Source organism: Halomonas jincaotanensis, from assembly GCF_018448785.1.
Classification (GTDB): domain Bacteria; phylum Pseudomonadota; class Gammaproteobacteria; order Pseudomonadales; family Halomonadaceae; genus Halomonas; species Halomonas jincaotanensis.
The window spans coordinates 1-21032 of record NZ_JAHCLU010000035.1; the positions used below are offsets into that span (position 1 = coordinate 1).

At 61.4% G+C, this 21032-nt stretch carries 18 protein-coding genes and 1 tRNA gene; 14 read left to right on the plus strand and 5 right to left on the minus strand.

Annotation, left to right across the window (positions count from 1 at the left end):
* Window positions 1-567: 567 nt before the first annotated feature.
* Window positions 568-1944 (plus strand): dihydrolipoyl dehydrogenase family protein, encoded by a 1377-nt coding sequence (locus KG088_RS18610; protein ID WP_213827992.1) that lies wholly within the window; start codon window positions 568-570, stop codon window positions 1942-1944.
* A gap of 315 nt (window positions 1945-2259) precedes the next feature.
* Window positions 2260-2973: a glutathione S-transferase family protein gene (locus KG088_RS18615; protein ID WP_213827994.1), complete on the plus strand. Its 714-nt coding sequence runs from the start codon at window positions 2260-2262 to the stop codon at window positions 2971-2973.
* A gap of 542 nt (window positions 2974-3515) precedes the next feature.
* Here the strand turns inward: KG088_RS18615 and KG088_RS18620 are convergent.
* Window positions 3516-3592 (minus strand) — tRNA-Arg (locus tag KG088_RS18620).
* 217 nt (window positions 3593-3809) lie between these two features.
* On the opposite strand from KG088_RS18620, the gene KG088_RS18625 reads away from it, so the two are divergent.
* Window positions 3810-4649, plus strand: coding sequence for a c-type cytochrome (locus KG088_RS18625; RefSeq protein ID WP_319941482.1), 840 nt, complete (start codon window positions 3810-3812; stop codon window positions 4647-4649).
* A 120-nt stretch (window positions 4650-4769) separates the two neighbouring features.
* On the opposite strand, the gene rep is transcribed toward KG088_RS18625, so the two are convergent.
* From rep to pyrE, 3 genes are read right to left on the minus strand one after another with little or no spacing between them, the layout of a single operon-like run.
* Window positions 4770-6848, minus strand: a complete 2079-nt coding sequence (rep, locus tag KG088_RS18630; RefSeq protein ID WP_213827996.1) for a DNA helicase Rep — start codon at window positions 6846-6848, stop codon at window positions 4770-4772.
* 2 nt (window positions 6849-6850) lie between these two features.
* Window positions 6851-7318 (minus strand): tRNA (uridine(34)/cytosine(34)/5-carboxymethylaminomethyluridine(34)-2'-O)-methyltransferase TrmL, encoded by a 468-nt coding sequence (gene trmL / locus KG088_RS18635; protein ID WP_213827998.1) that lies wholly within the window; start codon window positions 7316-7318, stop codon window positions 6851-6853.
* Window positions 7319-7325: 7 nt separating this feature from the next.
* Window positions 7326-7988 (minus strand): orotate phosphoribosyltransferase, encoded by a 663-nt coding sequence (pyrE, locus tag KG088_RS18640; protein ID WP_213828021.1) that lies wholly within the window; start codon window positions 7986-7988, stop codon window positions 7326-7328.
* Window positions 7989-8120: 132 nt separating this feature from the next.
* Between pyrE and KG088_RS18645 the strand changes: the two genes are divergently transcribed.
* A complete protein-coding gene (locus KG088_RS18645) occupies window positions 8121-8888 on the plus strand; it encodes an exodeoxyribonuclease III (RefSeq protein WP_213828000.1) in 768 nt (255 codons plus the stop codon).
* 98 nt (window positions 8889-8986) lie between these two features.
* Here the strand turns inward: KG088_RS18645 and rph are convergent, their stop codons facing one another.
* The gene (gene rph / locus KG088_RS18650) at window positions 8987-9724 is read right to left on the minus strand and encodes a ribonuclease PH (RefSeq protein WP_250148378.1); all 738 of its coding nucleotides are present in this window, start codon (window positions 9722-9724) and stop codon (window positions 8987-8989) included.
* Window positions 9725-9879: 155 nt separating this feature from the next.
* Between rph and KG088_RS18655 the strand changes: the two genes are divergently transcribed.
* The 10 genes from KG088_RS18655 to KG088_RS18700 form a co-directional block, all read left to right on the plus strand.
* The gene (locus KG088_RS18655) at window positions 9880-10743 is read left to right on the plus strand and encodes a YicC/YloC family endoribonuclease (RefSeq protein ID WP_213828002.1); all 864 of its coding nucleotides are present in this window, start codon (window positions 9880-9882) and stop codon (window positions 10741-10743) included.
* Window positions 10744-11087: 344 nt separating this feature from the next.
* Window positions 11088-12305, plus strand: a complete 1218-nt coding sequence (locus KG088_RS18660; protein ID WP_213828004.1) for a tyrosine-type recombinase/integrase — start codon at window positions 11088-11090, stop codon at window positions 12303-12305.
* Between the two features lie 265 nt (window positions 12306-12570).
* On the plus strand, window positions 12571-13440 hold the full coding sequence (locus tag KG088_RS18665; protein ID WP_213828006.1) for a hypothetical protein: 870 nt from the start codon (window positions 12571-12573) through the stop codon (window positions 13438-13440).
* The gene (locus KG088_RS18670; protein ID WP_213828008.1) at window positions 13424-16588 is read left to right on the plus strand and encodes a hypothetical protein; all 3165 of its coding nucleotides are present in this window, start codon (window positions 13424-13426) and stop codon (window positions 16586-16588) included. Before KG088_RS18665 ends, KG088_RS18670 begins: the two co-directional genes overlap by 17 nt.
* A 1245-nt stretch (window positions 16589-17833) precedes the next feature.
* The gene (locus KG088_RS18675) at window positions 17834-18451 is read left to right on the plus strand and encodes a condensin complex protein MksE (protein WP_213828010.1); all 618 of its coding nucleotides are present in this window, start codon (window positions 17834-17836) and stop codon (window positions 18449-18451) included.
* A gap of 208 nt (window positions 18452-18659) precedes the next feature.
* A complete protein-coding gene (locus KG088_RS18680; protein WP_213828012.1) occupies window positions 18660-18980 on the plus strand; it encodes a hypothetical protein in 321 nt (106 codons plus the stop codon).
* 94 nt (window positions 18981-19074) lie between these two features.
* Entirely contained in the window at window positions 19075-19263 is a 189-nt protein-coding gene (locus KG088_RS18685; RefSeq protein WP_213828030.1) for a hypothetical protein, read from the plus strand.
* A gap of 186 nt (window positions 19264-19449) precedes the next feature.
* A complete protein-coding gene (locus tag KG088_RS18690; protein WP_213828014.1) occupies window positions 19450-19635 on the plus strand; it encodes a hypothetical protein in 186 nt (61 codons plus the stop codon).
* Window positions 19636-19646: 11 nt separating this feature from the next.
* Window positions 19647-20402, plus strand: coding sequence for an ERF family protein (locus KG088_RS18695; protein WP_213828015.1), 756 nt, complete (start codon window positions 19647-19649; stop codon window positions 20400-20402).
* Window positions 20403-20529: 127 nt separating this feature from the next.
* Window positions 20530-21032: lambda exonuclease family protein (locus KG088_RS18700; protein WP_213828017.1), on the plus strand; the 503-nt coding region annotated here is incomplete at its 3' end.

A 21032-nucleotide genomic window follows, 5' to 3' on the forward strand; every position in this document is an offset into this window, starting at 1 on the left:
CTCGTTGGCCGCTGGACGTGGCCTGACAGCCGGATGCGGAAACAGGCAACGGATTTGGGAGTTTTCACACAGCCTCGGCCGACAGTTGCCCTTGAGTAGGGAAGCTATCCCACTGGTGGTGATTTTCGATCTTGTGAAATAATGGATATCCACTTTCGTGGTCATCCAGAGTCGGAGGCGTAAGTTGGTAGCTTGGTTGTGGGGAGTGGATGTTGTTGTTTTTTATTATCTTTATTTTTTAGGTGTGGGCGTGTCGGGGCTCGAGTCTGATGCCGACGATCGGTTCTTCTGCGAAGGCGGAGGCAGCGGGAAGCTGAGCACCGTCCGCTGGCCCAGGTGAGTCTCAACGGCCGAATCCCCCGTCGCCGCCAGGGGCCAGTCATCGATGCGGCCTCAGGGGCAAGGTTCGCCGAAGCCTTGCGCCCGGGGCGAACATGAAGTGGACTACGCTAATAGCCTGATCGCCGACCTCGACAGGGCCGGCCGGACCTCATCGAGCGCGGCGCAGGGGGGGATGTCGTTTTGGCGTCCAACGTGTCGGGCCGCGCAGTGACGCAGGGAGGAACCATGGCGGCGATTGAGCGCTACGACGTGATCTGCATCGGCGGCGGCTCTGGTCTGACTGCCGCCTATTTCGGGCAGCAGGACGGCAAGTCGGTCGCGCTGGTCGATGACCGTCCCGACCAGCTCGGCGGCACCTGCGTGAACCGCGGCTGCATCCCGACGAAGGGCCTGATTCAGGCTGCCGAGGTGATGCAGACAATCCGGCACGCCGCGGACTTTGGTATCCATCTGGATCAGTCGTCGATTCGCGTCGACTTCCAGGCCGTTCTCGACACGGTCCGCCGGCGGCGCGAGGACGACGCCGCTGCCGTGCGCCGCTGGGTGGAGAGCGCCTTCACCCCTTACTATGGTCGGGGGCGTTTTGTGGGCGACAAGCTGATCGAGATGGAGGACGGGCGCCGGCTGACCGGCGAGCGGATCTTCATCGCGGCGGGCGCGCGCCCTGCGATCCCGCCGATTCCCGGGCTGGCAGAGAGCGGGTACCTCACCAACGAGTCCGTCATCTTCGACCTCACCGAACAGCCCGAACACCTGATCATCCTCGGCGGCGGCTACATCGGCTGCGAGTTTGCCCATTTTTTCTCCGCTTTGGGCACCCGCGTAACGGTGATCGACCATTCCGAATGCCTGCTGGCCGAAGACGACGAGGTGCGGGCGCTGTTCACGCAGGAGCTTGGCAAGCGGGTGGAACTCGTGCTGCAAGCCGAGGCGCGCCAGGCGCTGGTGCGCGATGGGCAGTGTGGCCTGGTCGTCGCCACCGACGATGGCAAACGTACCGTGCTGGGCGATCGGCTCCTGCTGGCCACCGGTCGGCGTCCCAACACCGATGGGCTCTCACTGGAGAAGACGGGGGTCGAGCTTAACGACCGCGGCTTCGTGGTGGTTGACGACGGGCTGCGGACCACGCACCCCGACATCTATGCCTATGGCGACGTTATCGGGCAGGGGATGTTCAAGCACACCTCGAGCTACGAAGGTGAGCTTGCCTACCGCAACGCGCACGGCGCCTCCCTTGCGGTCGACTACACCTCCAACCCGCACGCCGTGTTCAGCCATCCGCAGATCGGCTCGGTCGGGCTGACCGAGCGCGCCTGTCGCGACCAGGGCCTCGATTACACCGTGGCCCGGAAGCATTACGCCGATTTCGCCAAGGGCAAGATCGTCGGTTCACCACCGGGCTTTGCGAAACTCCTTGTCGAGAAGGGCAGCGACCGGATCCTGGGCTTCCATATGATCGGCCCCCAGGCAGCCGACCTGATTCACGAGGTGGTGGTCGCCATGAACACCCCGGAGGCCAAGGCGCAACGGGTGCGCGACAGTATCCACGTCCACCCGACGCTCGCCGAGTTGGTCAAGCAGGTGTTCGATGCCACCGCGTAGGCGCCAGTCAGCGCGGTGGTTCCCGGTAAAGTGCGATGAACTAAACATGAGGGGTAGACTCCCTCATTTTTCAGATATCGAGAACTCTGTCGGGGCTGAACTTGAAATTATACAAATATCAATAAATTCTGAATGACTGCTCTTGGCCGGATGATTAATATTAGTCTATTCTGATTTATGGCTTTCGACCCAAAGTCGACATGCCGGCACAAGCGGCAGGCGCCTTTATCGTTGTTAGTTGTAGTTTTTAAAACACCGACACTTCATAGGCATAAGTGCATTTTTTCTGGCAAAGCTCAGGCTCGGGAAGATGCCATGATCGAGATACATCAATTCGCGCCGGGGTGGGGTGTGAATGCAAGCCCGTTTTGTCTCAAAGTGGAGACTTACTGTCGTTTGGCAGAGATTCCCTATCAGACCAAGAGCACCCTTCCTTTCAAGGGGCCAAGGGGCAAGCTCCCATTCATCATTGACCAGTCACAGAGCGTTCCCGACAGTGGCAACATCCTAGCGTATCTGAAGATGACATACGGGGACCTGCTAGACGGACAACTCTCCGCGGCTGAATTAGCCTCCGGCCACTTGTTGCGTCGCACGTGTGAGGAGAGTCTATACTTCACTATCGTCTTGTCACGGTGGATAGACGACAAGTACTGGCCGAAAACTAGGGAAGCTTTTTTCGGCATGGTGCCATCTGCGGCTCGCCACTTGGTGGCGGGTGCAGCGCGAAGAGGTATCAGAAAAAGCCTCATTGGGCAGGGTTACGGTCGCTATCCACTGGCTGAGGTCTACGCCACCGGCATTGCGGACCTTACTGCGATTGCCTGGCAAGTGAGTCAGCACAAATATGCGGTAGGGGACCAGGCGACGTCGTTCGATGCGACTCTTTATGCGTTCCTTTTCAACATTGTACGAGTACCACTAGAGACGCCGCTCAAGCACTCTGCCTTGAAGGAGGCCTCGGTTCTTGCATACTTGGAGCGTATGGATGACGTGCTCATGATGAAAGGTGGTCCCAGTGGAGTGTAGTCAGTCGCGGGGTACTATCAGAGTTTGGTAAAACCCGTTTCGCCAGGCAGGGGTCAAGAACAGCAGCATGAAACCTTGTGCGCAACTAACCATTCACTGCACAGGATGCAGTTTGTCTTCGCTCCATTGTCACCGGTGATTTCACCGCTGATGCATTAGCACGTTCTAAACATCCGCTGTTGGCCGAAAGCGGCTGTATATATGTCCTTTGCGGGCTGGCGTCGCTGACTCCTAATGGTGGGTCAGCGCAGATGAGATCACCTTATGCCCGCGTATCACTTTTATTCTTTTTAGTTGCTGCACTCGGATGCTCAGGCACCAGAACAGCCGGCGATCTTTCCACAGGGTATACTATCGGTATCAATCGGTACTGATCGTGCTTCCATGTGGCGTGTGCCCAAATGCGTGCCCGGCCTCGGCCAGTGGTAAATCATTAGAAACGAATATAGCGTATTTTGATTTCAGTCTGGGCACCGAATGGGCACCATTTGGGCACACGCACGAAAAAGGGCTTACGACATTGTCGTAAGCCCTTGAAAAAATGGCGCGCCCGGCAGGATTCGAACCTGCGACCCTCGGCTTCGGAGGCCGATACTCTATCCAACTGAGCTACGGGCGCGTGGCGCTCGGCATGGCTGCCAAGCGGTCGACATCCTAACCGCCCCACCGCCGGCTGTCCAGCTGCAGCCGCCGACTACGCCCAATGGCGTGGCTGCAGCATTTTCCCGGCGATTGCGTTGTCGGTATACTATTCCTTATGTGCGCGTCATGGTGTCCCTTGGCTGTCGTGGTGCCGAGCGTGTTTCCGATTACAGGATCGTCGAGAGGTGGTAAGAGTGAAATCCAGTAAGCTGATCATAGGGTGTCTGGCCACGCTGGGCCTGACGACAGGCATGGCCTTCGCACAGGATGCCCAGAACGAGGCAATTGCCGAACGATTGGAGCCGGTGGGCGAGCTCTGTTTGCAGGGCGAGGATTGTGGCACGGCTTCGGTTGCCAGCAGCGATGAGGGTGGCGATTCCGGCAGTGTCGATGGCGAAAGCATCTACGGCAACGTATGTTCCGCCTGTCACGATTCCGGTGCTGCGGGCGCTCCGATTCGCGGCGAGGAAGATGCCTGGACCGACCGGGTCGAGAAGGGATTCGCGACGTTGCTCGACCACTCCATCAACGGCTTCAACGCGATGCCGGCCCGCGGCGGCAATCCCAACCTGTCTGATGAAGAAGTCGAGGCCGCCACCGCTTACTTGGTAGAACCGGTCATGGACGTGCCCGAAACAGGTGGCGATGAAGCCGCTGAAGGTGAGGCAACAGCAGATGCAGAAGCCGGTGAGGAAGCCTCCGACGAGGCAACGGCGGACGCTGAAGCAAGTGAGGGAACCGAAATGGCCTCCACTGACGCCGAAGCGGAAGGCAGTGGTAACGGCGATAGCGGCCTTGATGGTGAAGCCCTCTATAGCAGCTCCGGCTGCGCCGCCTGCCACGCCTCCGGTGCGGCCGGGGCCCCAGTACTCGGCGATGCAGAGGCCTGGGGGCCGCGTCTTGAAAAGGGTGCGGAGGAGCTTTATGCCAGCGCCATCAATGGCATCGGCGCCATGCCCCCCAAGGGCGGCAGCAGCGCCTCCGACGAGGAAATCGAGGCCATCGTCGACTACATGATCGATGAGGTCGAATAACCCGTCCCGTTTCGTTCTCCGTAATGGGTAGTTGGTAAAAAGAAAAACGGGGTGCCTGATGGCGCCCCGTTGTCGTTTACGCCTGCGGCGCGAGTTCATGACAAGAGGTAGACCAGGGGTCTACCCCAGCAACGAACGCAACCCGGCGATGGCGTCCTTGCCACGCGCCTGTTTCTTCTCGGGGTCCTCCTTGTCGGCACGGCCCTCCCAGTCAAGGTCGGCCTCTGGCAGTTCGTCGAGGAAACGGCTCGGCGCACAATCCATGAGTTCACCGTAGGTTTTGCGCTGGCGAGCCAGCGTCAGCGTCAGCGTCTGGCGGGCGCGTGTGATACCGACATAGGCCAGGCGCCGCTCCTCCTCCACCGTGCCGGCCTCGACGGCGTTGCGATGCGGCAGAAGCTCCTCTTCGAGTCCCATCAGGTAGACATGCGGGAACTCCAGTCCCTTGGAGGCGTGCATGGTCAGCAGTTGCACGCGGTCGGAATCATCGGCTTCGGCCTGCTGCTCGAGAATGTCGCGCAGCACCAGGCGCGAGATGGCCGATTGCACATCGTCGGTCTCGGTCTCTTCAGAGGCCACGCTGTCTTCGGGACTCGCGTCTTCAGGGGCAGCCTGCATCGACTTCTCGAGCTGGTCGATCAACGTCCAGACATTCGCCATGCGGCGCTCGGCGATGATCGGTGCACTGGCGTTCTGGTAAAGCCAGGCCTCGTAGTCCATGTCGCGCATCATCTCGCGGATCGCGGCGATGGCCTCGCCCTGGTCCATGCGCTTGCGCACGCCGTCGATGAAATGCGTGAAGCGGCCCAGACGCTCGACGGCGCGGGTCGGCAGCACCTGTTCCAGGCCCAGCTCGTGGCAGGCGGCGAACAACGAGATGCCGCGCCCGGTGGCCTGATCGTTGGCATAATTGGCCAGCTTTTCCAGCGTGCCCGGCCCCACCTCGCGGCGTGGCACATTGACGATGCGCAGGAAGGCGTTGTCGTCGGCCGGGTTGATCAGCAGGCGCAAGTAGGCCATGGCGTCCTTGATCTCGCCACGCGAGAAGAAGGAGGTGCCGCCGGAAAGCTTGTAGGGGATCTGATAGTGCTGCAGCTTGAGCTCGAGCAGCCGGGCCTGGAAGTTGCCGCGGTAGAGCACCGCGAAGTCGCGCCACTCGGCGCGCGCCTTGATGCGCCGGGTGAGGATCTCACTGGCCACCCGCTCGGCCTCGGCCTCTTCATGGCGGTTGACTACCACGCGGATCGCCTCGCCGTCGCCCATCTGTGACCACAGCGTCTTCTCGTAGACGTGCGGATTATGCGCAATCAGCGTGTTGGCGGCGCGCAGGATAGTGCCGGTAGAGCGATAGTTCTGTTCCAGCTTGACGACCTTGAGCCGGGAAAAATCTTCACCCAGGGTGACCAGGTTCTCGGGACGCGCGCCACGCCAGGCGTAGATCGACTGATCGTCGTCACCCACCACGGTGAAGGTGGCCCGTTCGCTCATCAACAGCTTGACCAGCAGGTATTGGCTGACGTTGGTGTCCTGGTATTCGTCTACCAACATGTAGTGGATCTTGCGCCGCCAGCGTGCCAGGACCTCGGGATCGTCGCGCAGCAGGACCACCGGCAAGAGGATCAGATCGTCGAAGTCGACAGCATTGTAGGCCTTGAGGTGCCGCACATAGGCCTCGTAGATGCGGGCAGCATATTGCTCGTCGTCATCGACGGCATGCGAGAGCGCCTCGCCCGGCAGCACCAGGTCGTTCTTCCACTGGGAAATCTGATGCTGGACGCGGTTGATCTGGTCAGCGTCGACCTGGGCGTCCTTGTTCATCAGATCGCGCAGCAGCGCCTTGGCATCCTCGGGGTCGAACAGCGAGAAGCCCGGCTTATAGCCCAGCGCCTTCAACTCGCCGCGGATGATGTTGAGCCCGAGGGTATGGAAGGTCGAGACCGTGAGACCGTGCCCCTCCTTGCCCTTGAGCAGCTCCCCCACGCGCTCCTTCATCTCGCGGGCGGCCTTGTTGGTGAAGGTCACCGCGGCAATCCGGCGGGCGCTCATGCCGCATTCCTGCACTAGGTAGGCGATCTTGGTGGTGATCACGCTGGTTTTCCCCGAGCCGGCCCCGGCCAGCACCAGACAGGGACCATCGATGTAGCGCACCGCCTCCTGCTGGCGCGGGTTCAGCTTGGCCAGGCGTTGCTTGATCGACATGCTTACTCCTTGGCGCCTTGAAAGCCCAGCTGCCGCCAGGCCTCGAAGACGATGACTGCACAGGCGTTGGAGAGATTGAGGCTGCGGCTCTCGGGCAGCATGGGAATACGCAGGCATTGGGCCGCGGGAAGCTGGTCGAGCATCGTCTGGGGCAGGCCGCGGGTCTCGGGGCCGAATACCAGGGCGTCTCCCTCACCGTAGGCGGGCTGGTGATAGCCGGTGCGACCGCGCGTCGAGACGGCGAAGATTCGCGCGGGGCGGATCTCATCCAGAAAGCTCGGCCAGTCGCGGTGCACCCGTACGCGCGCCCATTCGTGGTAATCCAGGCCGGCGCGCCGGAGCCGCTTGTCGTCAAGCGCGAAGCCCAGCGGTTCGATCAAATGGAGACGAAAGCCCGTGTTGGCGCACAGGCGGATCAGATTGCCGGTATTGGGCGGAATCTCGGGTTGATAGAGCACCACATCGAGCATACGGGCATCAGCGCTTCACGCCGTAGCGGTCGCGATAGGCGCGAATGGCATCGGCGTGAGGTTGCATGGCGGCACCGGCGTGCGTTTCCAGGTAGCAAAGCACCATCTCCAGGGTGACGATGCTGATGACCGGCATGGCGTAGCTGGCCTCGATCTCCTGAATGGCGCTGCGCGGGTTGGCATCGTCGCGGCCACGCTCCTGGCGGTCGAGGGCCACGACCACCCCGGCGGCCTCGGCGCCCGCTTCTTGAATCAGGCCCATGACCCCGCGGATCGCGGTGCCGGCGGTGATCACGTCGTCGATGATCAGAACCCGGCCCGCAAGCTCGGCCCCCACGATATTGCCGCCCTCGCCGTGATCCTTGGCCTCCTTGCGGTTGAAGGCATAGGGCAGGTCGCGGCCATGATGGTCGGCCAGCGCCACGGCGGTACTCGCCGCCAGCGGTATGCCCTTGTAGGCTGGGCCGAACAGCACATCGACGTCGGGACACTGCTCGGCAATGGCGCGAGCGTAGAAGCGCCCTAACCGGGCGAGGGCGCCGCCGGTACGAAACAACCCGGCGTTGAAGAAATAGGGGCTGACACGACCCGACTTCAGCGTCACCTCGCCGAAGCGCAGCACGCCTTGCTCGATGGCAAATTCGATGAACTCGCGCTGATAGGCGTGCATGGTGACTTGCGGCTGTGCTGAAGGGTCAGAATTGTCCACCGCGGGCTCCTTATCTGCCTAATCGACAAAGGCCGTTTACCCAAACGTCGAAACGTCGGGTATCATACACGCGCGACGCAAAAGGGACTATGTATGAAAATCGCCACCATCAATGTCGACGGCATCCGGGAGGCGGTCGGTCGAGGCTTTCTCGATTGGCTTGCCAACCAGGATGCCGATGTCGTCTGCGTGCAGAATCTCAAGGCCAAGAGCTTCGAGCTGGACGACAGCATTCTCTACCCGGAAGGGTACGAGGGCTATTTCCTCGATGCCGAACAGGATGGCTTCGCCGGTGTGGGCCTCTATTGTCGCAAGATTCCCAAGGCCATCATGTACGGCCTGGGCTTTCCGCAGTGCGATCATGAGGGTCGCTTCCTGCAGGCCGACTACGACCGCTTCAGCGTCGCCAGCTTCCTGATGCCCGATGGCAGCGACCCGGCCGCCAAGCAGGCCTTCATGGCGCAGTATCAGGAATATCTGGGCAAGATGGCGCGCAAGCGTCGCGAGTACATCATCTGCGGCACCTGGCATATCGCCCACAAGACGGTCGACCTGGCCAACTGGGCGGATCACCAGACCACCCCGGGTTTCAAGCCCGAGGAACGCGCCTGGATGGATCAGGTCTTCGGTCCCACCGGCTTCATCGACACCTTCCGCGAAATCAACCGCGACGGTGGCGAATACACCTGGTGGCCGGCACTCGACCAGGACCAGCCACGCTCGCGCCAGGAAGGCTGGCGGATCGACTACCAGATTGTCGGACCCAATTTCCGCCGCCACGTGGTCGACGCCTGGATCGATGAAGACGCCACCTTCTCGCGGTTCGCACCCCTGATCGTCGAGTACGATCTAACACTGTGAGCCTTGCTTTCCCTTTTCTCGCGTGAAGGTTTTGACCGTAACGTACTGCGCCGGCCTTGCGGGGCCGGCGCAGCGCGTTTTACGTGACAATCGCTCGACTAGCCGCGGATGCCCAAAGCCTCGCGCTGATGGGCATACAGCTGAGTTCCTGCCTGCTCGGCGAGATCGAGCATGGCGTTGAGCTGCTCGCGGCTGAAAGTGCCCGCCTCGGCAGTGCCCTGAATCTCGATCAGACCGCCACTTTCGGCCATCACCACGTTCATGTCGGTGCCGGCCGTGCTGTCCTCCGGGTAATCGAGATCGACCACCGGCACACCCTTGAACAGGCCCACCGAGACCGAGCTGATCAGCTGCGCGAAGGGGTCGCCCTTGATCTTCTTCTCGCGCTGCAGGTAGCGGATGGCATCGATCAGCGCCACGCAACCGCCGGTGATCGAGGCGGTGCGGGTACCGCCGTCGGCCTGGATGACATCGCAATCCACGGTGATGGTGAATTCGCCGAGCTTCTTGAGATTCACCGCCGCGCGCAGCGAGCGGCCGATCAGCCGCTGGATCTCCAGCGTGCGACCGCCCTGCTTGCCACGCGTCGCTTCGCGACCGCCGCGGGTGTGTGTCGCGCGAGGCAACATACCGTATTCCGCCGTGACCCAGCCTTGATGCTTGCCGCGCAACCAACGCGGCACGCCGGCCTCGACGCTGGCGTTGCACAGCACCTTGGTATCACCGAACTCTACCAGTACCGAGCCCTCGGCATGGCGGGTGTAGTCGCGGGTCAGCTTGATATCGCGGGGCTGGTCGGGCGCGCGTCCGCTGGGACGTCGAATGTCCGAGGACATGGTACCTCTCTGGAACATGATAGCTCTCTGAGTTCATCGGTAGGGAATGGCGCGGCCGCAAGGCCGGAGGCGGGCCATTCTACACGGTCGCCGAGGGGAATCGGTTACACTGGCGGATGAATCATTTCGACCCGCCGGTCTCAGGAGCTCCGTCCATGGTCCACAGCATGACCGCCTTCGCCCGACAGGACCACGAGGCCGCGTGGGGCAGCCTTCAGCTGGAGCTGCGCTCGGTGAACCAGCGCTACCTGGAGCCGCACTTCCGGCTGCCCGAAGGCCTTCGCGACCTGGAACCGCTGTTTCGCGAGGCGCTGCGCCTGCGCCTGGCCCGCGGCAAGGTGGAATGCTCGCTGCGCTTCGAACCGGCCGGCGCCCAGGCCGACATGGCCGTCAACAGCGAGCGTCTCGAGGCGCTGGCCGTCGCCTTGGCCGAGGTCCGTCGGGCCGTGCCCGGTGCGTCATTGCCCGATGCCCTGGCCCTGCTCGACCATCCCGGCGTGCTGGAAATCCCCGGGCCCGACATGCAAGCCGTCAAGCAACAGGCCCAGGCGCTGTTCGCCGCCTCGCTCGACGACCTCGTCGCCGGTCGTGCCCGGGAAGGCGAAAAGCTCGCCGCACTGATCCGTCAACGGCTCGACGCGGTGAACGCCCAGGTCGCCGAAGTGCGTCGGCTGATGCCCGAGATCCGCCAGCGCCAGCGCACCCAACTGCTTGAGCAACTGACAACGGCCGCCGCCGAGCTCGACCCGCAACGGCTCGAGGCGGAAATCCTGCTGCTTGTCCAGAAGGCCGATGTCGACGAGGAACTCGACCGATTGGCCGCGCATGTCAGCGAGATCGAGCATCAACTCGAACAGCCGGGGCCGGTGGGTCGTCGACTCGATTTCCTGATGCAGGAACTCAACCGCGAGGCCAACACCCTATCCTCCAAGTCGGTCGTGGCAAACACGACCCGCTGCGCGGTGGAACTCAAGGTACTGATCGAACAGATGCGCGAGCAGATCCAGAACATCGAGTGATGTCTACGCTGATCTATACTAGCCTACAAATTATTGTTTTTGAAAAACAATAAAGCATAGTTTGTCTACGGTAGTCTACGTAAATACACCTAAAGCTCTCGCCAAGCGGGTAGTACATTGGGTAGTATATCGATGTACTACCCACCCAGAGGGGTAATTTTCCAAAAAGTACTACCCACTTCAAACGCTCACTCTTGAATCTCTTCGTTTACTAGGGCAGCTATAGCCCCCTGTATTGCCATAAAAGAGAATACGAACAGTCTTTTAATGCTCGCCAGCCTTTCTGGCCTTCGCATATTAAAACGATAGTTTCAAATTTTTCGTGACACATAACGGGAGGGGTGATGGGGAGCTTTACCGCCAAGAAAGTCCAGTCCCTGATCAAGGACGGCACACCGGGCCGCTACGGCGATGGCAATGGCCTGTACCTGATGATTCCGAGGAAGGGCGTCCCCTACTGGATGTATCGATATACGTTCGCCGGAAAGCGTCGTGAGCTGACGCTGGACAAATACGCGGACCTTTCCCTTGCCGAAGCTCGTGAGCAATCGGTAGAGGCCCAGAAGACCATCCGCAGCGGCGTCGATCCCGTTGCAGAGCGCAAGCGTGAAGAGCAGGTCGCTATCCGCACCGTCCAGGACCTCTTCAACGATTGGTATCAAGACCTCGAGAAGCGCCTCAAGCATCCCAACATCCCCAAGCGAGTCTTCGAAAGAGACGTCGCGCCCTCCATCGGCCACCTAACGCTGGATAGCGTTACCCCTATGGATGTGCGTGCCATCGTCAGGAAGGTAGCCAACAGCGGCCGCCCCACGATCGCGAACGACGCCCTGATGTACTTAAAGCAGCTATTCAACCACGCCATCAAGCTGGGGCTGCTCACCTACAACCCGGCATCGGCCTTCAATTTGAACGATGCCGGCGGCATCGAGAAAAGCCGCGACAGAACCCTGAACCTCGATGAGATTCGACAGGTCTTTCGAATCTTTAGGGACAATAGCGACAGCTTCACACGCGACAACTACCTCGCCTGTGCGCTTCTGCTCATACTAGGGGTACGCAAGACTGAAATGACCGAAGCACAGTGGTCAGAATTCGATCTGAAGAACAAGCAATGGGTTCTGCCCGGGGAGCGCAGCAAGGCAGGTGTCGGGATGGTCATCCCCCTCCCACCGCAAACCTTGGCTTGGCTGGAAGAGCTCAAGACCCGTGCCTGCGGATCGGACTACGTCTTTCCCAGCCGCCGCAGCAGTAAGAAACCCCATATGGGCAAGGACACGCTGAATCGCGCCATCTCCAAGCTCTTCGGCCGAGAGCCAGGCAAGAAACCGCAGCCAAAGAACAGAATGGGTGATATCGCCGAGTTTACCGTGCATGACCTGCGACGCACCTGCCGCAGCTTGCTGGCTGCGGTTGGCGTGCCAGGACATGTCGCTGAACGATGCCTGAACCACAAGCTGAAGGGCGTAGAAGGTATCTACGACCGCTACGACTACTTCGACGAGCGGAAAGAGGCTCTAACTAAGGTAGCGGAGCTGGTTGAGCCGGCCATCAATCAATAGTGCTCCTGAATTTAAGCCATAAGCGCACCGCCTTCAGCAGTCAGGGCTCTTGAATTATCCCGTGAACACCTGTGCCTGAATCCGATAACCGAGACGCTTTTTGGGGCGAAGAGACTCGCGCACCTTCGCGTTATGGTTTGCCCAAAGCAAAGTGGTTGAACATCCAATAGGTGGACGCTTATCGAGGGGCTCCGTGGACCAATATTCGTGCTCAGGTAGCGTGATACAGTGAAGTGAAAATAAGCATCGTGTCAGAGAAGGCTCTATGGTTTCCGATCGCCGCATCTCAAGGCCGATATTCCTCGGCTATCTGAACAAGCTGGCGCAGGGACAGCCTGTACCTGAGCAACGGCTACGACAAGCGGCTCACCAGTTTGGTCTGGCGATCGATGCCTTGCTCGACGGCACCGAACGTCAGCATGTGAAGCGAGACCTCGTAACCTACACCGGCATCAACCTAGCCGTTATTGCCGAGTGGCGAGCCTCAGTCGATGTGGAGCACGCCTCATCCCGGATCGACCAAGCCGCGCTGGGCAGCAGCCACAACGCGCGTGTCAGCGGGGTCATGCGGACGGTGCGCAGCCGGCGCCAGCCTCACCCGCAGGTCGTGCTGATCGATGCACGGGTCTCCATCGACGCTGGCACGGCCGCTCCGCCCGCTGAGCGTGCCGTGATCGTGGAGAACCTCGAGAACTTCCTGAACCTCACCGGCACGCTAGCGCTATTCCCCGAGTGCGGGCTCTCCCCCGAATGGCAGGACGCCGACATCCTCTATGGCAACGGCAACAGCGTCACCAACCACCTGCTGACCCCCGTGCTCCAGCAATACCAGGAGATCGGCTGCCTGTTCGGCCCCGACCCCGGAGGGGTACGCATGTGCGATACCCTCTACCAGCGCGGTAATCTCCCGCCGCTGCGCTTTCTCGCGCCAGCTGACCTCCCGGATCGTCTCGAAGCCTCCCTTCGAACCATCGCCAAGGGCCAGCGCGAACAGCTGGCGATACACATTCGCCGCTCACCGCCCTGCGTCCATGTGGGCGGACTGATCTTCAAGACCGGCAGCCACCTCGAACAGGAAACCTACCTGATCCCGTCACCCTCTACCGCGGAGTCCCCCAATGAATCTGGGCTTTGATACCTTCGACACCTTCCGCTTCAAGCAGATGGTCTTCGTCAACAGCGCGGCCTACGCCTTCACCCAGATTCGCATCGACCAGCACACGGCCCTGTTTGGCGAGAACAACCTCGGCAAGACCTCGATGCTCAACGCCTTGAAGCTGTTTCTGCTCCCCGATATCAACTTCCGCAAATGCGCCAGCAAGTTCAACTTCCGGGGCACCAACGGCAAGATCTACGACGGGATGGCCAGCTTCCGATACTACTTCCCCGAGGATCGGACGTTCATCATTCTGGAGGCCGAGAACCCCCACAATGACTTCTGTATCGTCCTTCATCGTGGCAGTGCGACCGACCAGCTGGAGTACGCCAGGATGGTCGTACCCCGCCCCTATGCCGACATCCAGCACCTGTTCTGGGACGTGGAGGCCGCGACGGATGACGGAATCGGCGCCCCGGTCGAGAGCATGACCCTGCAGGGGACGAAAAGCGCCCTGCGCGAGCTGGGCGGGGAACCGCTGAGTGACGCGAAGACCATCCAGGAGCGGCTGTTCACCAATCAGCCCTACGACAAGAAAGCCGGCCGCTACAGTCTACTGCCGCTGCGCAATGGCGCCGGCAAGCGGGAGATGGATGCCTGGCGCAAGCTGGTACACCTCGCCTTCGACATCTCCGCCCAGGATGAGCGCACCCTGCCGGACACCCTGGCCACCATCATCGAAGGCCAGAAAAGCCGCAAGAATGAGGAGCTGAACCTCGACCTCAACGCCATCGTGGAGGAGGCCAACCAGCTCCGCGAGGAAGGCGACCGCATCACGCGCATCCGCAATGCCTCCGGCCACTGGGAGATGTTCAACGAGCAGTTCCAGTCCGAGCAGCAGCTGCGCGGCCAGGCGGCCAAGGCGTATGCCGATCTCGATGACAGCGTTGCCGTCGAGGAAGAGCGGCTGACGGAGGCGCTGGAGACTGCCTCCAACACCCTCACTAACGCCGAAAACCGGGCAGACACCCTCGAGCGCATCAAGCGCGACAGCGACAAAGCGGTCACCGAGACTTCTGCGGAGGTCAAGGCCACTGGCAAGCAGGCAGACAACCTGCGCAAGGACATCAAAGCCGCGAACGCCACTCTGAACGAGTTTCCCGCCGGCACGCCTCGCCAGGAGATCATCGAAAGCCTCGAGAAGCATATCGCCGAGCAGGTCAAAGACATCGAGGGTTACGACAATAAGGCTGTGGCCCAGCAGGAGTACGCCCAGGTGTGCCAGCGCCTGGAGGAAAACACGCGCCAGGCCAAGCATCTGGATGAACGGCTGGCCAATCGTACCCCCATCCTGCTGGACGACCTCACCGTGCGTGACGCCAGCATCCTCTTCTCCTTGAACAGCTCACTGGGCACCACCCATGGAATGCTCACCCCGGAACAGAAGCAGGCATTCATCCAGTTCAGCCAGCAATTCCACTCGGAAGATGGCCACCTGGTGCTGGGCCAGCCCCTGGAGCGAATTGCCCTGCGGGACATTCCCCATCAGGGGTATGACGCCGAGCAGACCCGCCAGACCATGCAGGACAACCTGGACAAGCTGAAGGAGGCGATCACCCACGACAAGAGCCGGCGCGACAAGCTCATGGAAGAGGCCACTCTGGGCCCGGAGGAGATCGCTAGGCGCAGCAAGCAAGCCGAGAAGGAGCTGAGCAAGGCCAAGGAAGACAAGAACGCACTCAATGCCCTTGACGCCAACAACCAGAAGCTGGAGGTCCTGGAGGGCGACCTGCGGGAGCTCGAGGCCAAGCTGGAAGAGCAAAAGCGCCAGCACGAGAAGGCAGAGACCGACTGGAACGAAGCCGATGGCAAGCGCAAGGCTTTGCGGCAGGAGCAGAAGACCCTCCAGGGCCAGGCACAGCAGGTACGCTTGATCCGGCAGCGGCTCGACCGCATCGGCAAGGACGCCAACAACGTCCTGGAGGGGCGCCACCGACACCTTTCCCCAACGCCGTGCGCCGTCACCGAGGCGACCATTGCGGCACTCGAGGAAGACGTCGACAAGCTGAGCGCACTGCGCACGAAGGTGCATGACCATCTGCGCAAGCTGCTTGCCATCAACATCCTGCCCAACATGGACAGCCAGGCCCACATCAGCGCCTTCACCTGCGAGCAGGTAGAAGGCTTCCACGACCAGCTGAAGGCGGTCTACGACAACCTAGACACCCAGGAAGCCAATCACCGGAACAAGGTCGAGCGACACAACAAGACCACACACACTCAAGTCGAGATCCTGCGTACCGCCAAGGAGCAGGTCACAGCCTTCATGAGTCGCATCAACGCCGAGATGGGCCAGTTTTCGATCTACGACCTTGAAGCGGTTCGGGTGGAGTGCCAGCTTCACCCGCGCTTCCAACAGCTGCTGGCCAACCTCGAAAAGGCCGACCTGCTCAGCGACGAACTGCAGGATGACCGCGTCTACAGCCAGCTCAAGGAATTCCAGGCAGACTTCTTCAACAGGGATGCCCGGCGCACAGGCATCCTGCTCAGACTCGACAAGATCCTAGAACGGGTCACCTACTCCTACCGCAAGCGCGGCGAGGACGGGTGGACGACCAACGCCCAGTCCAACGGCACCACCATGATGATCACCACCAACCTGCTCTCGGTGCTGATGTCGCGCCTCATGGACGGCGAGGCGCAAGTGACGATGCCATTGGTAATGGACGAATTCGGCTCCCTGGCCACCCGCAACATGCGCACCGCCCGAAAGATGGCCGAGCAACACGGCTACTGTCTGTTCGTGGCCAATCCCAACCACGACTCGAAGATCATCCAGGTGCTCGGCAACTACGTCCACCTGGGCCTTTTCCACGCCAGCCGGGCCTATGCCGAGAATCGCACGGTTGTGCACCATGGCCTTTGCGAGTCACTTACCCGCCAAGAGAAGATCACCCTGCGAGAGGCTGGCGCCGATGAGGAGGCGATCCCCCCCACCCCGAGGAGGAGCCCGGCCAGTGAACATCAAGTCGCCCTTCATCCTGAAGCAGCTCATCGACCACCGGCAGCTATTCACTCAGCTGGTGGCCTACATCGAAGAGAACGATGGGGACGTGGAGATCCCCATCCGCCTTTACCGGGGCCTGGTCAGGCAAGCGGTGGCGGCTCAGGCCACCCACGGCACTGAAGTCGAATGCCAGCGCATTCGCTATACCCTGGCGGAGGACAACCTGCTGCGCGAGCGCCTGATCGTGCGCATCGACCAGGCCCGCGGCACGTTGGTGCTGGCGCCGTTCGTCGTGGACATGCTGCGCCATTTCGATATCAGTCGCATGCGGGGCCTGAGCCAGACCGAGCTGGAAGACTTGCGTGAGGGCCTCAACCAGAGCCTTGCCGCGATACAGCGCCTGCCGATCGATATGGCGGATGAAAACTTCACCGATGAACTGCGTCTGCTTCGTCGTCGGATACAGGACACACTGGGCAAGATGCAGGAGAGCATCGCTGCTCTGGAAAACCAGGGGGACCACCTGGCGGATCTGGTGGAGCAGCAAGACGTGAGCAGCATCGAGGGCGCGGCCGAAACCCGCAAGGCCCTGGAACACATCAACCGCATCTACCAGCGCTACATTCTGCCGGCCCTGGAATTCCTCGACCCCAAAACACGCTTCAAGAAAGGCATCCCGGCGGTAACGGCCATTCGCCGCATCGCCAAGCTCACCGAAGACAGCGCCTTCCCCGCGCTGACGGAGGAGCTGCAGCTATCGGCCAACGCGATTCATAGTTACGTCAATGATATCGATACGCTGCGCCTCTCTCTGGAGCGATATGTCCGCCAGGATCGGCATCAACGGGAGCAGTACGACTGCATCGAACGTGCCTTTAATGCTCTCATGGTCGCCACGGAAGAGCGTCACGATGACAGCTTCCGCAACATGTGCATCCCGGTGCGCCATCCTGCTATCCAGTCACCCGGCACCTTCCTGGGCATCAAGCGCATGCGCTTCGCCCGGCTCGATTGGCATGACATTGATCACCGGGCCGACATCGAGGAGTATACCGACCGGCGCATTGAAGAGCTGCGGGCCGAACGTGACCGGGCCGGTGCCATTACCATCGATCCGGCACGCGCCGGGCTCTCGGAAGCCGAGTTGCGCGAACAGTTGCGCCAGCACGAGATCCAGACGCTGCTTGAGCAATGGGCCACCCCCGAGGACTGCCGGAATCTTCATGCCGCGCTCCACGGCTATCTGGAAAACCGCCTTGAGGGCTATACCCTGAACGACCTCCTCGAGGCCCTCGACTGGGTCATGGCGCTGCCTGATTTCCGCTTTCACGCTCGCTTCCAGCACCAGGAAATCGCCCATGGCGAACTGGCGCTGTCGTACCACCCTCTCATTCCTCGCGAGGCCCCTGCCAAGGAGACCACCCCATGAGCGACACACTCCTCCCCCATGAGCCGAACACCGGGCAGCCGGTCGTCAATCGCCGCTTGAACCAGGAGGCCTTTCGCAAGCTGACCTCTGGCCAGGTGATCAACCAGACGCAGTATGTAGACGGCAAGCTGGTGCCCAACCCGCTGTTTGATGAGCTCTTTAAGGAGCGTGACCGCTACTACCTCGAGGCCTATGCCAACATGGGCATGGAGCTGGTACAACGGTCGGGGTTCTTCTACGTGCGCACGCTTAGCCACTCCCAGGTGGACGACGACAATCGGGACCAGGAGAGTGGCGGATCAGTCCGCCAGATTCAGGGCGTGCTGCTAGTGCTCGGGCGAGGCGTACTCGAAAAAGGCTTCATGTTCGAGACCATGACGCTCCCTGAGGCGGGCATCTCCCGCGAGACGCTCGAGAGCATCGGCAGCGACCTGACCATGGCGCAGATCCTCAAGGCCTGCAAAATGGAACAGTCTCTGCCAGAAGCGGCCAAGGTCGCCCTAGTGGACCGCGACATCGCCTTCTTCAACGACAAGGGCAATCTCGTGCTGGCCGACGCCGGCAAGGCGTTCTTCGATGACTTGTTCGGCGAAGGAGCCAATATGCAGCTGTAAGCTCAGTCCGAATCGCGGCGCTTGCACTTCACCACCGACATTGTTCTGGTCAAGTCAAAACGGACGCTTCCATTAATCTTACGCCGTGATTTTTCCGATCCTCCAGGTGCCACGCAACTAGGCAAATATCCCACCAATTTTGACACCTATATCACTCCTGTGCATTGCGCCTTCCCCAGGCTTCTTCCACCGACACAGGAGACGTCATATGCCCCCATCCTGCTTGCGCTGCGACTCGCAGCGTGTGATCAACCTCGAGACCGCCCGCCAGCTCGGGGTCGCGACCGGTGCGCTGGTCGGGACCCTCCAGAGCGCCTATGTGTCGCTCTATGCTCATGGAAGCGGGACCCTCGTCGCGTCGCCGCACTTCCCGCTCAGTCGCGTCGCCGTGGCCGTCGTCGCCGGCGCCTCGGGTGGCATCGCCGGTGCCGCCGCCGGGCATCGTCTGGTCAAGCATCTGTTCCCGCCCGGTGACGGTACTCCCTGGCTGTGCCTGGGCTGTGGTCACGCCTTCCGTGAGCTGGCCTGACCCGGTTCCCCGATGCCCCGGTACCCACAATCCCCCTTATTCCATTTCCATCCGCCGGCATTCAGCCGGCTTTTTTTCGTCAAGGAGCTTTCTCATGGCACATCAGCTCGAACACATGGCTTACGTCGGCGATACCCCCTGGCACGGCCTGGGGCAGCAACTCTCCCCTCATCAACCGCTGGAGGTCTGGCGGCAGCAGGCCGGCATGGACTCCGCCTGGTTCGGCCAGGGGGCCAGTCTCATGGACCGGACCCTGACCTCGGCCATGGCGCTGGTGGACTGATCATCAATCGGACATTCTTCAGCTTCGCTGACTTAGACGTCGATTTCGTTCCACTCCATTCCTGCCAGTCCATTCCTTCCACACCCCCTTTTCTCGCTGTATTGCCTTCACACCTTCATTACCACCCTCACCACTGCATAGCGCCCAGCCCATCAAGGCTGGGCGTCTTTGTTTCCGGAGGCGCCAATGCAACCGACCCTGTCATTCGAGACCTGCCACGCCTTGACCCTGCTGACTCGCCAGCTGCTGGAGGCCGGCGAGGCACAGACTCACACCCACGTGCTGGCCAAGGGCCAAGTCTATCGCGTCGTCGTGTCGCTGGACTCGGTCCCGGCCGACCAGCTTCAGGACGTTATCCGCCACTACTTATAAGGACGATCATCATGGCCACCCCGATACCGCCACCACAAGCCAAGAACACCTCTCAGCGATCCCCCCATCCGGCGGCCCCGCCGATCCAGGAGAGCACCGCGATCATCCAGGTGATCGAGCGGGCGGCGCTCAATCCCGAGGTCGACATCGACAAGATGGAGCGCCTGCTGCAGATGCAGGAGCGTGTCATGGATCGCCAGGTGCTGATGGCCTACAGCGCCGCCATGGCGGCCATGCAGACCGAGCTGCCGAGCATTGCCGAGCGTGGCCAGGGCAACAACGGTGCCTACGCCACCCTGGAGGACATCGTCGACACCGTACGCCCGATCATGCAGCGCCATGGCTTCGCGGTGAGCTTTCGCATCCAGACCCAGGAGCGCGGCATCCAGATTACCGGGGTGCTGATGCACCAGGACGGTCACCGCGAGGAGACCAGCATGCTGCTGCCGGCCGACGTCAGCGGCAACAAGAACGCGGTGCAGGCCTTCGGTTCTTCCACCAGCTACGGCAAGCGCTACGTGCTCTGTGCCCTGCTCAACGTCACCACCCGCGGCCAGGACGACAACGGCCAGACCGCGGCCGCGGTCAAGGGCGTCACCACCTTCCAGGCCAGCCAGCTCAAGCAGCTGATCGCGGCCTGTCCGCCCACCACCCAGGAATGGTTCGTCGGCAAGTACGGCGAGGCCGAGCGGGTACCGCGCAGCGATTTCGACAAGCTGCGCGCCTCGCTGCACAAGCGGGCCCAGCCCCACCGTCAACATCACTGAATCCGTGGAACGCCACTGAGCCATCAACGTCACTGAACCACTGACGGCAGGCGAGGGCAGAGCCCTCGCCTGCCGTCATCCCCATCCATTGGTATTCACCATCTACAACCTCTACAAGGAGCGCATCATGCAGATCCTGACTCTGCAACAAGGCACGCCCGAGTGGCATGCCGCGCGTCTGGGCATTGTCACCATGTCCGAGCTCAAGCCCTTGCTGGTCAAGGGCAAGGGACCGGCCGGCTTCGGCGCCGGGGCGCTGAGCTATATGCATCAGTTGATCGGCGAGCGCATCACCGGTGAACCCAGCGATGCCTTCCCGGGCAATGCGCATACCCAGCGCGGGCATGAACTCGAGCCGGTGGCCCGCGAGCTCTACCAGGAAGCGACGGGCCTGCCGCGTCTAGAGCAGGTCGGCATCCTCTTGAACCACGGGGTCGGCTATTCCCCGGACTGCCTGGTCGACAGTCACGGCCTCGTGGAGATCAAGACCAAGCTGCCCAAGTACCAGATCGAGCTGCTGCTCGCCGATGAACTCCCCACGGAGCACGTCGCCCAGTGCCAGGGCGGCCTGTGGGTCAGCGAGCGCGAGTGGATCGACTTCGTCAGCTACTGGCCCGGCATGCCGCTGTT